18 protein-coding genes are annotated in these 13,140 nt (G+C 60.2%); 2 read left to right on the top strand and 16 right to left on the bottom strand.

Annotation, left to right across the window (positions count from 1 at the left end; genetic code table 11):
• Positions 1–6: 6 nt before the first annotated feature.
• From Q1K07_RS06160 to Q1K07_RS06085, 16 genes are all read right to left on the bottom strand, one after another.
• Complete coding sequence (locus Q1K07_RS06160) at positions 7–414, bottom strand: hypothetical protein (protein ID WP_300309226.1); 408 nt, start codon at positions 412–414, stop codon at positions 7–9.
• Entirely contained in the window at positions 411–2,189 is a 1,779-nt protein-coding gene (locus Q1K07_RS06155; protein WP_300309225.1) for a phage tail protein I, read from the bottom strand. The genes Q1K07_RS06160 and Q1K07_RS06155 overlap by 4 nt, the downstream gene beginning before the upstream one ends.
• Positions 2,182–3,147, bottom strand: coding sequence for a baseplate J/gp47 family protein (locus Q1K07_RS06150; protein WP_300309224.1), 966 nt, complete (start codon positions 3,145–3,147; stop codon positions 2,182–2,184). Before Q1K07_RS06150 ends, Q1K07_RS06155 begins: the two co-directional genes overlap by 8 nt.
• Positions 3,144–3,506, bottom strand: coding sequence for a GPW/gp25 family protein (locus Q1K07_RS06145; protein ID WP_300309223.1), 363 nt, complete (start codon positions 3,504–3,506; stop codon positions 3,144–3,146). Before Q1K07_RS06145 ends, Q1K07_RS06150 begins: the two co-directional genes overlap by 4 nt.
• A complete protein-coding gene (locus tag Q1K07_RS06140) occupies positions 3,506–4,057 on the bottom strand; it encodes a phage baseplate assembly protein V (RefSeq protein WP_300309222.1) in 552 nt (183 codons plus the stop codon). The genes Q1K07_RS06145 and Q1K07_RS06140 overlap by 1 nt, the downstream gene beginning before the upstream one ends.
• A gap of 61 nt (positions 4,058–4,118) precedes the next feature.
• Positions 4,119–4,577, bottom strand: a complete 459-nt coding sequence (locus tag Q1K07_RS06135) for a phage virion morphogenesis protein (protein WP_300309221.1) — start codon at positions 4,575–4,577, stop codon at positions 4,119–4,121.
• Positions 4,570–5,058 (bottom strand): phage tail protein, encoded by a 489-nt coding sequence (locus Q1K07_RS06130; protein WP_300309220.1) that lies wholly within the window; start codon positions 5,056–5,058, stop codon positions 4,570–4,572. Before Q1K07_RS06130 ends, Q1K07_RS06135 begins: the two co-directional genes overlap by 8 nt.
• Positions 5,059–5,175: 117 nt before the next feature.
• The gene (locus tag Q1K07_RS06125) at positions 5,176–5,547 is read right to left on the bottom strand and encodes a hypothetical protein (RefSeq protein WP_300309219.1); all 372 of its coding nucleotides are present in this window, start codon (positions 5,545–5,547) and stop codon (positions 5,176–5,178) included.
• On the bottom strand, positions 5,544–6,122 hold the full coding sequence (locus tag Q1K07_RS06120; RefSeq protein WP_300309218.1) for an N-acetylmuramoyl-L-alanine amidase: 579 nt from the start codon (positions 6,120–6,122) through the stop codon (positions 5,544–5,546). The genes Q1K07_RS06125 and Q1K07_RS06120 overlap by 4 nt, the downstream gene beginning before the upstream one ends.
• 1 nt (position 6,123) lies before the next feature.
• Entirely contained in the window at positions 6,124–6,414 is a 291-nt protein-coding gene (locus Q1K07_RS06115) for a phage holin family protein (RefSeq protein ID WP_300309217.1), read from the bottom strand.
• Positions 6,411–6,758 (bottom strand): putative holin, encoded by a 348-nt coding sequence (locus Q1K07_RS06110; RefSeq protein ID WP_300309216.1) that lies wholly within the window; start codon positions 6,756–6,758, stop codon positions 6,411–6,413. The genes Q1K07_RS06115 and Q1K07_RS06110 overlap by 4 nt, the downstream gene beginning before the upstream one ends.
• 40 nt (positions 6,759–6,798) lie before the next feature.
• A complete protein-coding gene (locus Q1K07_RS06105; protein ID WP_300309215.1) occupies positions 6,799–7,011 on the bottom strand; it encodes a tail protein X in 213 nt (70 codons plus the stop codon).
• Positions 7,011–7,481, bottom strand: a complete 471-nt coding sequence (locus Q1K07_RS06100; RefSeq protein WP_300309214.1) for a head completion/stabilization protein — start codon at positions 7,479–7,481, stop codon at positions 7,011–7,013. Before Q1K07_RS06100 ends, Q1K07_RS06105 begins: the two co-directional genes overlap by 1 nt.
• 98 nt (positions 7,482–7,579) lie before the next feature.
• On the bottom strand, positions 7,580–8,260 hold the full coding sequence (gpM, locus tag Q1K07_RS06095) for a phage terminase small subunit (protein WP_300309213.1): 681 nt from the start codon (positions 8,258–8,260) through the stop codon (positions 7,580–7,582).
• A gap of 12 nt (positions 8,261–8,272) precedes the next feature.
• The gene (locus Q1K07_RS06090; protein WP_300309212.1) at positions 8,273–9,295 is read right to left on the bottom strand and encodes a phage major capsid protein, P2 family; all 1,023 of its coding nucleotides are present in this window, start codon (positions 9,293–9,295) and stop codon (positions 8,273–8,275) included.
• Between the two features lie 15 nt (positions 9,296–9,310).
• The gene (locus Q1K07_RS06085; RefSeq protein WP_300309211.1) at positions 9,311–10,132 is read right to left on the bottom strand and encodes a GPO family capsid scaffolding protein; all 822 of its coding nucleotides are present in this window, start codon (positions 10,130–10,132) and stop codon (positions 9,311–9,313) included.
• 156 nt (positions 10,133–10,288) lie between these two features.
• Here Q1K07_RS06085 and Q1K07_RS06080 point away from each other — a divergent pair, with 156 nt between their 5' ends.
• Positions 10,289–12,058 (top strand): terminase family protein, encoded by a 1,770-nt coding sequence (locus Q1K07_RS06080; RefSeq protein ID WP_300309210.1) that lies wholly within the window; start codon positions 10,289–10,291, stop codon positions 12,056–12,058.
• On the top strand, positions 12,055–13,131 hold the full coding sequence (locus Q1K07_RS06075) for a phage portal protein (protein WP_300309209.1): 1,077 nt from the start codon (positions 12,055–12,057) through the stop codon (positions 13,129–13,131). The genes Q1K07_RS06080 and Q1K07_RS06075 overlap by 4 nt, the downstream gene beginning before the upstream one ends.
• Positions 13,132–13,140 lie beyond the last annotated feature (9 nt).

The following is a 13,140-nucleotide window of genomic DNA, read 5'->3' as shown; positions in this document are numbered from 1 at the left end:
ACCCTTTCATGAATAGAGGAAGGTCGGCACCGGGGTTATCCCCAGGGCGGCGATATGGTTCTGTGCCCGCTCCATCCTGGCCCCTTGGATGCAGGCGATACGGTCGGGAGCTGCAATGACAGGCGCATGCAGCGACCCAATGGCCAGCCGGCCTTGAGCCCGACCAGCAGCAGCCAAATCGACATCAGGCGCAAACTCTGGCGCGCCCAGCGCTTGAGCAGCCTGATCAAGAAAGACAGTTTTCACTACCGTGGAACAGACGGCATAACGATGCCCCTCGGCATCTTGATAGCTGGGCTGGGTAAATGTCGTGCCATCGGCATCGGACTCCCCAAGACACAAGGCCAGCTGGTTGGCATCGTGCATCCAGGCTTCCGGTACGGCGATCGTCACGCGGTGTACATAGTCCGTCATGCGGTTCCTCCTGGGACGAGCAAGCCCTGCAGATAGGACTCGGTGTCAGCAATCCCCATGGATCCCTCATGAATCACCGCACCATAGAAGGTCAGCGTGGCATAGGAGGCACCGCCTCCATCTCCTCCGATCGTGAAGTCATAGGTGGCCACCTCGGTAGATGGCGAAGTGATCGCGGCTGACGCCACGACCTTGCCATCCAGGCGGAGATGGGCTTGGTTGCCGTCAATCAAGGTGCTGTTCACTACGGGGGCGCTCGGGTAGCCGGATGCATTCAGGTCGGCAGCAATGGAGCCCAAGGGGGGACCGTTATGGAGAGTGGTTCGGTAGCGTTCACCCGAGGCATAGCGCCCGATCGTCATGCCAATGGATGTGGTGACGGATCTATCTGCCGTACCCGCCAACTGCTGATAAGGATCTTCGGTGGTCAGTCCCATGCCGAGTGAAGCATAAGCGTCGCTACCGTCATGGAGAAAGGTCCATGTAGATGCTGTACCTGGGACTGAGAGGTGATCGTCGACGCCATCGAATTCCAGCCAGTGATGTGTGCCGTCAGTGCGATAGGTGGGGCGGGAGGCACTGACACTCTGGATGGCATGAGCACCATAGACTTCCTTCAGGGAAGCATTGTCCACGCTACCGACGAAGTCGGTTCGGCCTCCAAAGAATAGCGTACGTGTCGCCGTGGAGTTGGCCACGAAGAGCGCCTTGTAGATCCCAGGCTCAGCCACGTTGATGATGGTCCCATGGTTGCCGACCACGACCTGGGCGACGCCTGCCGAGATGGACAACACCTCGAGCTGCACCTCATACATCCGGCCCTGCACCAGGTCATAGGTGATCTTGGGCATGCTGGAACTGGAGGCCTGGTTACCATCGGCTGTGGCCACGCCGTTGGCGACGTTCCAGCCAGCGGAGTACACCCAGGCTGATGCGCTGTCGAAGCCAGGATCTGATATCAGCTCTGGACCGCGTTTCTGACGGCGGGAGAGATCCATCATCAGCCCCACCGGATCTCCATCGGCGGTCACGGGATCACGCCCCCACTGGTCCTGGAACAACACCTGTTTGCCCAGCATGACAGGGCGTGGGATATAACAGGCACCGGCCTCACCATTGGCGAGCATCGACAGAAGACGGTCGATAGGACTGCTTATTTCAGCGGCGCTGAGCCTGACATAGTTGGCTGGGCGTGATGCCCCTTGAAAGCCCACTTCCCCACGCCAAGCGAAAGGCCCTTCGAACATATCGAGGCGACGGTAAACGGCAAATCGCGACACACCTTGCAGGCCCATGACGCCATTGGCATTGATGCCGAGAGTCAGGGTGAAATAGCTACGTGCCGGCTTCACCCGGGTGATCTCGTCGATGATGTCTTGCTGCAGGTCAGCACTGCGGTTCGAGCTGTCATTGACGTTCAGGGTGATCGCAAAGCTATGGGGGGCACCCACCGGCGAGCTTTCCCACCATTCACGCAATGACAGTGCGGCACCAAAGGATGTCACCACCCGCCTGACTGCTTGCACGGTGCCGCGATGACGATGAACTTCTACGGCCTGGCGGATCTGTTCACGCTTGACGGCATCCGACCAATATGGCTTCCAGGCCGATACCCCCAAGGTCCAGGCCAGCCATGGCAGCAGCTCAGTAGGGCAGGTATCGGGATTCCAGAGGTCGCGCAGTGGCGTAGGTACTTGGGATACCCGGGCGGTCTCCTCCGTGAGCGCCCGCTCATAGCGTGTGGCATTGGGGGGCAGCAGGCTCGCATCACTCATCGACACCTCCATCGACGAGATAAATGCCTGTGCAATAGGTCGCTTGTTGGCGGTTGGCTGGGATCGTGGCGGTAGGGTTCGCGAGTTCGACACGCTGTACACCAGGCCGGTGTAAGGCGGCGTAGACACCAGAGAGGGTGACATCCATGCCTAAACGATGCTGGCTATCAGCATAAGCCTGGGCCATTTCGTGAGCCTCGGCCAAGACCACCTGACTATCCGGGCCAGGGTAGAAATAGAGTTTGGCTTCGATGGTATAAGGCAGGATTTCAGGCCCTTGCACATTCACCCGATCCGTCAGGGGCCGGACGTCTTCGGCACTGAGTCGGGTGGCCACGGTATCCAGCAGGGAAGGGACTGGCGTGCCGTCACCATCTCGGGCCAGAACGCTGACCACAACATCACCTGGCCGGGGCTCTGCCAGCCCGGCATCGTAGTCCACCTGAAGAGTGATCGTCGTTGCGGTCTGGTCAATGAGGGTGAAGCGTGGGGCATCGACGCTGGCATCCAGAACGCCACCATCCGCAGACAGGGCATGGAAGATATACGCGCCCTCGGGACCTGCTGTGCTCAGCCCTTGCAACGACAGCAAGATGCGGCGACGAAAGTCGCTGTTCTCTTCATCGGTAGGGGGGATCGGCGGAATAGTATCCAGATTGCCGGGAGAGATCTGCAAGCGCTCGACATTGAAGAGTGCTCCAAGGTTGTCGAGATCCTCATCGATCGAGTACGCCAACATGACGGCCCGAGCCGCTTCGTTGACGCGCTGACGCACCAGCGTTTCCCGATAAGCGGCGACCTCAAGGATCTTGTAGGCCGGATCTGATTCGGCTGGCACGTCGAAGACGGGATAACGATGCGTCAGATCATCCAGCATTTCCGCCAGAATCACTTCATAGTCGATGTTCTCGACGACGGATGGTACGGGAAGCAGGGATAGGTCTATCGCAGTGGTCATGCCTGGCCTCTACTGGGGCTGCCCAGGGGGACGTTGAGTTCGATGGGTTCTCCGGTGTCGGTACGCTGAGCGGTCATTTCAAGCACCAAGGTGCCGGGGCGGTCCGTGGGGGCCAGGCGTGTAATGCGTTGTACGCGGATCCGGGGTTCCCATTTCATCAGCGCGACGACGGTAGCCGAATAGGCGCGCAGGGCGGTCGCCCCGTGGAGCGGCTGGTCGATCAATTCGGGCAGCAGTGAGCCATAGTCGCGGCGCATCACCCGAGAGCCGATCGGGGTCGTCAAAATGTCGCGCACCGACTGCTGGATATGGGCGACACCCTCGATGGTATGGCCATTGATGGCATTCACTCCTGGCATCACACGGGACCCTTGGTATTACCGCCACCCGTCTCTACGCCTGAGTGCGCATGATCGTGGCCGACGTTCTTGTCGTTGTGAGTCAGGGTGCCACCTTGCTGGCTGTAAGCCCCTGAACGATTCATGTCTCCCTGGTGGTTGATGTCACCGATCCAGGAAGTGCCACCTGGGGCGCTGATCTCGATGGAGCCGGGCAGGTTGATACGTAGCCGACTCGTTACGTGGTCGTACTCGAACAATGCCTGATCGGGAAACAGACGACGCCAGAGGTCGGCGCTATCCGACGGCGCCGGGTGGGCGTCGGAGAACAGACCGGTGACGACGAAGCCGGTAGCGGGATCGCCGCCAGGAGAGAACACGACAACCTGTTCGCCTTCGGTGGGTGGATCCCAGTCACGAGTGGTGCCGGCGCGCGTCTCTATCCAGGGCAGCCAGTTGGTCAGTAGCTCGCCTGACTGGACGCGCACCCGGGCACGGGTATGGTCCACCTGGGCGATAGTCCCCAGGCGGATCAGGTTGTGGATGAGGCGTAGCAGTTCGACGAGGTCCATGCCGCTATCGTGCGGATGGAGCCGGGGTAGGCGAAGCGGGAGTGGGTGTGATTGCGGAGACTTACACCGACCCGAGATGCTCGATCAGGGCATCGCGGATCCGCGTACGGTCTGCCTCAGTGAAACCGAGCAGTTCGCGTTGGGGATATTCGATGGTGGGGCCGCCACGGTCGATCCGGTCGCGCAAGCCGTATTGGTGTGTCCTTGCAAGACGCGCAACGTTACCGAAGAAACCCACCACTGCGGTATCACCTCGGACGGTGGTCTTCAGCCACTTGGCTGTGGTCAGCTTACTGAACATGGCTCGACGGCGGATACTTCCCTGGCGAGCTCGCCATTTCTGGGGCTTGCGCGGTACGTACTCGCTACCGTCGGGGTTGTATTGGGCCTTGATGCGCTCACGTTGGCCACGGCGCAGATCTTGCGCGAGAGATCGAGCTAGAGTCCGGCGTTCCTTGGCACTGAGACGGACCAACAACGGGCCTGCCCAGTCAGCCAATTGCTGCAAGTTATCAGCCACGGGATGCCTCCCACTCGCTGGTCAGTGTCCAGTCATCGTCGCCAGGCTCACGGGTGAATAGCTGCCACTGGGCAGCGGGGCAGATATCGCGCTCGAAGCGTATCGTGACATGTTCGGCCTCGATGCGGCCATTTTCGCAGTCGACCTTGGCGATGACGCGTTCGGTTAGGCGCAGACGCAGGGCGAGATCCACGGCATTGTTGCTGAGGATCTCCGCTTCGAAGCTCAGTGCTTCGTTCGGATCCACATCTGGCTGATACTCGGCGAGCCATTGCAGCAGCGGCAGCATGACGGTGTCCAGGTCCTCGGCAAAGTCCGTCAGAACCAACTGGGCGGTGAAGGCATATTCGTGGGACAGGTTGGGGCCACGGTGGAATTCAATGCTGCCTTCCTCGACGAAAGTGAGTAGGCGGCCGGGGTCCCGGGTGAGTGCTGGCACCGCGGCCATCATGTGCTTGCGCAGCAGGTGCAGTTTCTTCATCGGCGGGCATCTCGTGGGTGGTTCAGGGCCTCGACCAGGCCGTTGTGGCGCGTGGCGCAGCCATGGTATTGGCTGGCCCAGCTGCGCAACGTCAGCGCTACGTCCCGGGCGGTGCCATCAGTCAATAGCGGCAGAGTCGCCGGGCAGGGGGCCAGTAGTGTCTGCTGCAATGGGGGCGCGTCCGGTGGCGGCGTCGTTGAGCAGGCGGACAAGACGAGGCTCAAGGCAGACGCGCCGATAAATGGGCTTCTCGATTTCATGGATGATTCCTCGATCGATGATACGCTCGTTAGCCTCGAGCTCGGCAAGCCTAGCCTCGACGGTGCGGGCGATGGTCGATTCGCGCTCCAGGGCGGCATCGATGGTCTGCTGAACGGCACGTTCGGTGGTCAGGCGTTGGCCGTCCTCGAACCATCCTCGTGCCAACCAGCCCGTAGCGGTACTGGCAGCCAGCGCCATGACAGCGATAAGCAGTCGGCTACGGTTCATGCGGCGATCTCATGGGCGCTGGCACAGACACGGTTGATGAGTTCTATCCCCACGGCTTCGACCAAGGCATCGAGGTGTTGACGGTATGCCTTCAGGTCATCTGGGTTGGTGAGGAAGAACAGCTCTACGATGACGCCGCCGGCGCGAACGAAGGCGAGTCGGGAGTGTTGGCCATCCGCTTCGCCTTTATCGCCCCGGTTGCTGATGCCCAGTGTCCTGGAGATAGCGGCGCAGAGGCGTTCTCCGAACGCGTCATCTTTTGGTGCCGACAGGGTTTCTGTACCGGTGGCATGAGGCGAGGCGGCTGCGTTGCAGTGGAATTCGACTGCGATGTCGTGCCGCTTGGCCATCTCGCAGGCTTGGCGTAATGGCAAGTTGACACCCGGTTTGCCGTCGCGAGCCAACACGATGCGATCAGAGAGGAAGTCGTACAGCCGATCTCGGAAGTTGAGAACGATATCCGCCTCTGAGATGCCTCCAACGCCCACGGCACCAGGATCGGTCATCGAGTGGCCGGCACTGATGAATAGTGACCGAATCTGCAGTGCTGCGGAATGAGGTAAAGGGGTGTTCATGTCAGTGCCTCCGAATCAAGTGCAGAGAGCGGAGTAAGTGGGCTAGGTTGCCACCGTGGCGCAGCAACAAGGTGGCGAAGACCACCTGCCAGGCGGCCAGCAGGGCAGTAACGGGTTCGGGGGGCGGCATGCCGGGGAGCTTGATAATCAAAGTGAAGTTGGCGCAGGTCACCAGCCAGGCAATGAACGAGACACCACGGCGGTAGCGACTGCCTTTGCGCTGGAAGGTGAGGATGCGCCCCACGATGACGAGGGCGGCTACCACCGCAATGTCGATCATGAAGACATTCACTTCTTTCCTCCTAGCCAGGCTTTCAGGTCGACGGTGCGCACAACGTCAATGAACCTCTGCCCGGCGGTGACCGTGACAGCGGCGCCGATGAAGGCCGACACCGCAGACGCCTCCAGGTAGTCCCCGAGTACGGAAGGTCCTCCCAGGTAGCCGATGACGAACGAGATCGGCAGATAGGTGATCCGGACCCAAAGGGCGAACTCCTGTTTCGAACTGATGAAGAACAGGACAGCACCACACAGGGCACCAATGACGGCATTGGCATCGACACCTGGCATCAGCCCGAACAAGGTGGCACCGAGCGTGGTGATGCCGGCGAAGGTGGTGGAACTGGGTTCGGCCATGGAGTCCTCTGCTTCCTTCGCTCCCATGACGGGGGCGGTGTCAGTCCCACAGCTGCACGATTCCCGTGCGCTGCGGTAGTGGTGGGCTATCCGGCAATGTCACTGGTGTGCCCTGGGGCAAGACCGGTCCGATATCAGCAATCCCTGGATTGAGTTCGAGCACCTGCTCGGTAATGCCAGCCGTCCGACCAAATACGCGGTAGCAGATGGCATCGAGGGTGTCGTATTGCTGGGCATGTACCGTGCGAGGCATCAGATCAGCTCGATGGTGCAGTGTGGCCGGCCTTCGATCTCCGCAATTGCCCAGACGGCATCACGGCGGTAGCTGTCCGCTGACTCAGCCAGGCTGTCGGCACGGTCGTGACCGCTGTTGGTGGTGTCGTAGTCGGGGTAACGTTCGATCAAGCTGGCGTGAGCTGTCGAATAGATGGCCCGTTGGTAGAGTCCCTGATAGACACCTGGTGCTTGCCAGATTGGCAGGGGGACGTCATCGATATGGACATGGCCGGATTCGACTTGCCGAGCTTGCCATTCCCGCAATACGCGGTTGACGGTGGCGATGGCTGCGAGCAGGGCGCCTTCCACCCTGGCTGAGGTGATGGTGCCGTCGAGGCGGTGGCGCTCACGGAAATCGCTGGGGTCGATGTCGGGCCAGAAGCCATTATTCTTTACTGGCTCCACGGAGGGGGAACTGGTGGTGCCGGTCGAGACGAAACTGTTCATTGAAGCTCCTGATAGTAGGGGGTGGGCCGGAGGTCGAGCAGGTCTGTATTCGGCCTGTTCTCATCCGGCGCCCCCTGACGTCGGCGTGCGACTCGGTATCAGCTGGCAGTGTCACTGTCGCTGGCGTTCTTGATATCGCGCTCCAGGCGCTCGAGATCCTTCTTCACCCCGACACGACTGTTGAGTGCCAGCGCGCGCTCCAGGCTGGATTGTGCTTCGTGCAACTGACCCGCCGTGCGCTGGGCGTAGCCCAGTGCCTTGAAGAGCTTGGCGCGTACCTGGTCGTGCATGTCGGCCTGGCGAGTCATGATCTCGACGTCGATCAGGTGTTTGAGCAAGGGCAGGGCATCGGCACTTTCCTCGTCAAGTAGTTTCAGGCTCTGGTCGGCGACTTCCTCGGCGATGATGGCGGCAGTAGAGCGCTCGAATTGATCGGGCGGGTTGAGATCATGGGCAAGGGCATAGCGTGCGATGACTAAGGCGCCGGCAATATCTCCGGCATCGATACGCCACAGCATGACGCGCATCAGTACGTCGTCTTGAGCTCCCTGACCGGCTTCGAGTACGCCATCGACGTAGTCGGCATACTTGGGCAGGATCTCTCGCTTAATCTCGGCCTTGCGCTCCATGGACTGGGTCGACTTGAGGCGGCGATAGTCCTCGAAGAGAGCTGCTAGCATCAGCTCATAAGCATCACCCTGCATGGGCGCTTCACCGGCATCATCCGCCGCTCGTACGGCGGAGACGCGTTGAAAGTGACGACGAGCGGGACTGGTCATGATGGCTCCTTATCAAGCGCTGCCGCTGAAGTCGCCCAGCTCGATGTTCTCGATCAGGCAGCCGGCCCCAAAATCCTCCACCACGTAGGCATCGTTCGAACTCTCGTAGTTCTCGATGCGATTGCGCTTCGGGTTTTCGGTGACGTAGCGGCGGCGGGCGCCGTTCTGCCAGTAGATCGAGAGGTTATCCAGCGTGGTGACCAGAATGGCGTTGTCGGGGAAGAACGGCACCTGGAGACCTTGCTGGCCACCGATACGTTTTTGGCTGATGACCATATCCATGGCCTGTTGCTCGGTGGGTGGCTGGTTCTGGTTGATCAGAGGGAAATACTTGTCGGCCATCAGCTTGCGACCAACGATGGCGACCAGATCAGTAGCGTTACGGAACCATGGCTCGATCAGCTCGTTGACCGCGTCATAGACCACGGCGTCGAGGTTCTCGTAGTCGCCGCCCTTGCCGACCTGAAGGGTGCCTGTGGTGGCGCCTTCCTTGAGCACTCGAGCAGGAGCCTGATTTCGGTAGTGTTGTAGCCAGCCGATATTGACGTCCTGCAGCATCGGGTTGGTAGCCGAGTTAGTCTGAGCGGCAGCAGATGTGCCGTTGAAGCCGATCATGATCCGGTCCAGGGCCTGCTGACGGACGATGGTGTCTCGCACAATCGCCTGGAAGTTGGGGAACTTGGCCCAGGCATCGAGCTTGCCGTAGCCGAGGTGAGTGTCGAACTCGGTGAGGTGACATTCGTAGCCACTGGCGTCCAGCGTCGAGAGGTCGCGGGTCTCGCGATCCTTCTGGTTGACATTGGTGCGAGCAGCAATCGGTCCGGAGATGCCCAGAGCGAGCTTCTCACCTTTCAGCTCATCGACACCAATCATGTTGATGCGGGACAGGAATTCACTCGACTCCTGGATGCGCTTCTCCAGGCGTTGCTGGATGCTGGGGTCGACGGCAAATTTCTGGGTAACGTCAGGCACGCCGCTGAGCTTTGCCACCTGGGCGGAGAACTGATTGAAGAGTGTACGGGTATCGTTGCGCATGAGCGAGTCGGTTCCTTAGCAGTCGGTGACGATGCCGCCGTCGTTGCCGGTGGCGCGGGAGCGGTGATAGTGAGGTGCCGGCTCGTTGTCGAGCTGGGTGTAGAGTTCGTCGAAGCGGCGCATCAACTCGTCGTGAGCCCCTTTCAGTTCGTTGAAGGCTTCAGTGGTCGGACGGTTCGCAAGATCATCGGCGAGTGCCTGGTACTTCTCGACGAATAGCTCAAGGGTCTGCTCTAGCTCGGCACGAAAGGACTCGTGCCCTTTGGCAGACTTGGCATCGTGTTTCTTGAACAGGGCCGTAATGCGCTCGGTCAGGCTCGGTCCCTTTTCGGGCTCCGGTGCTGGAGTGGAGAAGTCGAGTTCGGTCTCGACCGCCGCCGAGAACAGGTTCTCTGGCCGCTGCTTGCGGCTGGCGAGCGGAGAGTTGGCACCTTGCTCGGCGCTGAACATGAGCATGGACGTGCCCAATGAGGCGGGGGAATCAGTGACGGCAAGCCCTACCAGATAGGCTTCTCCGGAACCCGCGAAGTCGAGGTCGACTTCCATCGACGTGTAGACCTTCTGGCGCTTCTCGACCATGGCTTTGAGCTCATCGGTTGGGTCGATCTCGGCATACAGCGCCATCTTTCCTTCGTTGTCTTTCTCGGATTTCAGCGCCGTGACGTCACCATAGGCCTTGAAAGGGCCATCGGGCAGCAGGCCCTTGATGTGCTCCATATTGACGCGGCAGCCATATTTGGCTGGGTCGAAATTCTTGGCCATTTGGCTGAGCCATTCGGCGCTGATGATGCGTCCGTCCGTTGTGGCGCCTTCTTTCGCAATGCAATGCCAGGGCATGTGGAGTCCTCGGCTGGGATAGGGGGAGGTCGTTGCCGTCAGGTTCCGCGTACAGGCGTTGAGGCTCAATGCGTTGCGGGTGTGGTGGAGCCCACTTACACCGAGCCACGCGAGGGCGCGACCGTGCGCGCGGGTACGCTGGGCGGCATGACTCCTATGACTGATACCAATGACGACGGCGGCCGCCTGTCCGCAAGACACCTCTATTGGATGGGGTGGCGAATCGCGCGTATTGCCGAGTTCCTCGAGCTTCCGCGGGCCACTATCGATAGCTGGAAAAAACGTGATGCCTGGGACGATGCCACGCCCACTCAGCGCGTCGAAGGCGCCCTCGAAGCCCGCATGGTGCAACTGATATGTAAGGAGCAGAAGGAAGGTAAGGACTTCAAGGAGCTGGACCTGCTGGGCCGCCAGATCGAGCGGCTGGCCCGTGTACACAAATACCAGGACAGCGGAAAGGAGAGTGACCTCAATCCCAACATTGAGCGACGCAATGCCGGGCCGAAACGCAAGCCTGCGCGCAATGATGTCGGCGACGAAGGTGTGATTCAGATCGTCGAGGCCTTCGAGGTCTCGCTATTCGACTACCAGCGTATCTGGTACCGCGCTGGGCAACATGAACGGATCCGCAACCTGCTGAAGTCACGCCAGATCGGTGCGACCTGGTACTTCGCCCGTGAGGCGATCGCCGATGCCCTGGAGACTGGCAAGAACAAGATCTTCATGTCAGCGAGTAAGGCCCAGGCGCACATCTTCCGGCATTACATCGTGCAGTTCGTGAAGGAGGTCACCGGTGTCGAGCTCAAGGGGGATCCGATCATTCTGGCCAATGGCGCGGAGCTCCACTTCCTGGGGACGAATGCCAAAACGGCACAGGGCTACCACGGCGACACGTACCTGGACGAGTATTTCTGGATCCACGGCTTCGAGCAGTTCCGCAAGGTGACCAGCGGGATGGCGATGCACAAGAAGTGGCGTCAGACCTACTTCAGCACGCCTTCCAGCGTAGCTCATGAAGCCTATCCCTTTTGGACGGGGGAGCGCTTCAACAAGCGTCGCAAGAAGGCGGACCGGGTGACGATCGATGTGACCCATGCCGCGCTCAAAGGCGGGGCGCGGGGACCGGACGGCCAGTGGCGCCAGATCGTGACCATCGAAGATGCTATTGCCGGTGGTTGTGACCTATTCGACATCGACCAGCTGCGTCTCGAGTACAGCGATGATGAATTCGCGAATCTGCTGATGTGCGAGTTCGTTGACGATACACAGAGTGCCTTCCCGTTGGCCATGATGCAGAAGTGCATGGTCGACAGCTGGGATGTGTGGCGGGACATCAAGCCGTTTGCACCACGTCCCTATGGCGAGCATCCGGTATGGATTGGTTACGACCCTGCCGGTGATGGGGAGGAGGGTGATGGGGCCGGGCTGGTAGTGGTGGCTCCACCGCGTTCCATGCACGGCAAGCACCGGATCCTGGAGAAGCACCGACTCAAGGGGCGCGACTATGAGGCTCAGGCGGAATTCATCCGTGGCGTGACGCGTCGCTACAACGTGACTTTCATCGGTATTGATACCTCGGGCCTCGGTGAAGCCGTCGCGCAGCTGGTCGCCAAGTTCTTTCCCACCGTTACCCGCTACCGCTACACCCCTGAGATCAAGGCCCGCCTGGTCATGCAGGCACAGCAGATCATCAACAAGGGGCGACTCGAGTTCGACGCTGGCTGGGCGGATCTCGCTCAGTCGTTCATGGCCATCCGCCGTGAACTTACCGCGTCGGGTCGCCAGATCACCTACACCGCAGGGCGCAACAACCTGACCGGTCATGCTGACCTGGCCTGGGCGACCATGCATGCCCTGCACAACGAACCCCTCGACGGGCCTGTGGATCATGGCACCGGACGATCATTGATGGAGATGTTTGGATGAGTGAGCCGCTTGCAGAAAAGCCCCGCGTGCGCGTGCCGGCCTATCGTGTCGACGCTGATGCCGATCAGGTCTCGGTACCGGCGAAGGCCGAGGCCTTCAGTTTTGGGGATCCGGTACCGGTCACTGACGGCTATGACTTCTTCTATACCGGCTGCTGGATGTTGGGCTCCGAGTGGTATGAGCCGCCGGTCGACTTACCGGCACTGGCCCAGACCTATCGCGCCACGGCTCATCATGGCTCGGCCATCCAGGTGAAGCGCAACATCCTGGTGCGGTCGTTCGTACCGCATCCTCTGCTCAGCCGTCAGGCTTTCAGTGCACTGGTGACCGATTACTTGGTGTTCGGGAACTGCTACCTCGAGCAGGTTCGCGGGCGTCTCGGCAAACTACTGCAGCTGCGACCTGCCCGGGCTAAGTATGTACGCCGTGGGGCCGATCTCGAGCGTTACTTCTGGGTGCCGAACTGGTCCGACCGTAGTGAGTTCGCAAAGGGGAGTGTGATTCATCTCCTGGAGCCAGATATCAACCAGGAGGTCTATGGTGTTCCCGACTACCTGGGTGCACTGCAGTCGATCTACCTTAATGAGAACGCCACGCTGTTCCGCCGTAAGTACTACCTCAATGGCAGTCATGCTGGCTTCATCATGTATGTTTCGGACGCGGCCCAGAATCAGGAGGACATTGATGCCATGCGTGCCGCCCTGAAGGAGTCCCGCGGAGTGGGCAACTTCCGCAACTTATTCCTCTATAGCCCCCACGGTAAGAAGGATGGCATCCAGATCATTCCCATCTCGGAAGTCGCTGCGAAGGACGAGTTTACCTCGATCAAAAATATCACTCGCGATGACCAGCTCGCCGGTCACCGGATCCCACCGCAGCTGATGGGCATTATTCCCAACAACACCGGCGGCTTTGGTGATGTAGAGAAGGCGGCCAGGGTCTTCGTCACCAACGAGCTTGAACCGCTGCAGGCCACGCTCAGCGAAATCAACGATCACGTGGGGGAGGAAGTGGTGCGCTTCCAGCCGTATTCGCTGGACAGCAGTGAGGGAAGGGGAATAGCTGCATCCTGAAAAAAGCGC

This window comes from Halomonas sp. (genome assembly GCF_029263665.1).
Taxonomy (GTDB): domain Bacteria; phylum Pseudomonadota; class Gammaproteobacteria; order Pseudomonadales; family Halomonadaceae; genus Halomonas.
This window is presented reverse-complemented; position numbering and strand designations above follow the sequence as displayed.

Bases quoted from the DNA above. Each gene is read 5' to 3' on its own strand.
- Q1K07_RS06160 (WP_300309226.1), bottom strand. From the start codon at position 414: ATGACGGACTATGTACACCGCGTGACGATCGCCGTACCGGAAGCCTGG.
- Q1K07_RS06155 (WP_300309225.1), bottom strand. From the start codon at position 2,189: ATGAGTGATGCGAGCCTGCTGCCCCCCAATGCCACACGCTATGAGCGG.
- Q1K07_RS06150 (WP_300309224.1), bottom strand. From the start codon at position 3,147: ATGACCACTGCGATAGACCTATCCCTGCTTCCCGTACCATCCGTCGTC.
- Q1K07_RS06145 (WP_300309223.1), bottom strand. From the start codon at position 3,506: ATGCCAGGAGTGAATGCCATCAATGGCCATACCATCGAGGGTGTCGCC.
- Q1K07_RS06140 (WP_300309222.1), bottom strand. From the start codon at position 4,057: ATGGACCTCGTCGAACTGCTACGCCTCATCCACAACCTGATCCGCCTG.
- Q1K07_RS06130 (WP_300309220.1), bottom strand. From the start codon at position 5,058: ATGAAGAAACTGCACCTGCTGCGCAAGCACATGATGGCCGCGGTGCCA.
- Q1K07_RS06125 (WP_300309219.1), bottom strand. From the start codon at position 5,547: ATGAACCGTAGCCGACTGCTTATCGCTGTCATGGCGCTGGCTGCCAGT.
- Q1K07_RS06120 (WP_300309218.1), bottom strand. From the start codon at position 6,122: ATGAACACCCCTTTACCTCATTCCGCAGCACTGCAGATTCGGTCACTA.
- Q1K07_RS06110 (WP_300309216.1), bottom strand. From the start codon at position 6,758: ATGGCCGAACCCAGTTCCACCACCTTCGCCGGCATCACCACGCTCGGT.
- Q1K07_RS06105 (WP_300309215.1), bottom strand. From the start codon at position 7,011: ATGCCTCGCACGGTACATGCCCAGCAATACGACACCCTCGATGCCATC.
- Q1K07_RS06100 (WP_300309214.1), bottom strand. From the start codon at position 7,481: ATGAACAGTTTCGTCTCGACCGGCACCACCAGTTCCCCCTCCGTGGAG.
- gpM (WP_300309213.1), bottom strand. From the start codon at position 8,260: ATGACCAGTCCCGCTCGTCGTCACTTTCAACGCGTCTCCGCCGTACGA.
- Q1K07_RS06090 (WP_300309212.1), bottom strand. From the start codon at position 9,295: ATGCGCAACGATACCCGTACACTCTTCAATCAGTTCTCCGCCCAGGTG.
- Q1K07_RS06085 (WP_300309211.1), bottom strand. From the start codon at position 10,132: ATGCCCTGGCATTGCATTGCGAAAGAAGGCGCCACAACGGACGGACGC.
- Q1K07_RS06080 (WP_300309210.1), top strand. From the start codon at position 10,289: ATGACTGATACCAATGACGACGGCGGCCGCCTGTCCGCAAGACACCTC.
- Q1K07_RS06075 (WP_300309209.1), top strand. From the start codon at position 12,055: ATGAGTGAGCCGCTTGCAGAAAAGCCCCGCGTGCGCGTGCCGGCCTAT.